The following is a 319-nucleotide window of genomic DNA, read 5'->3' on the forward strand; positions in this document are numbered from 1 at the left end:
CTTGACCTGCGGTTTTGCGATTTTCGGCGGATTGCGTGAGGGCTCCGTGAGTCCTCACTGAGCCCTCAGTGAGCCCTCCGTGAGTCCTCACCGCATCCTCCGTGAGGACTCCGTGAGTCGTCACGGCCGGCTCCGGCACGACCGTGGTCGCGGTCGGCGCGGCGGGGGCGGTGGGGGTTTCGTGGTGTGGGCAGGGCGGGGTGCGGATGCCGGAGGGCCGGTTGATCCTCTGGTGCCTGCGGAAGGTGACGATGTGGGCGTAGCGGCGGTCTTCGCCGTCCTCGTGGACGGTGTAGCGGCAGACGAGGTTGTGTTCGGC

Source organism: Streptomyces jumonjinensis, assembly GCF_009600885.1.
In the GTDB taxonomy this organism is placed as follows: Bacteria; Actinomycetota; Actinomycetes; order Streptomycetales; family Streptomycetaceae; genus Streptomyces; species Streptomyces jumonjinensis.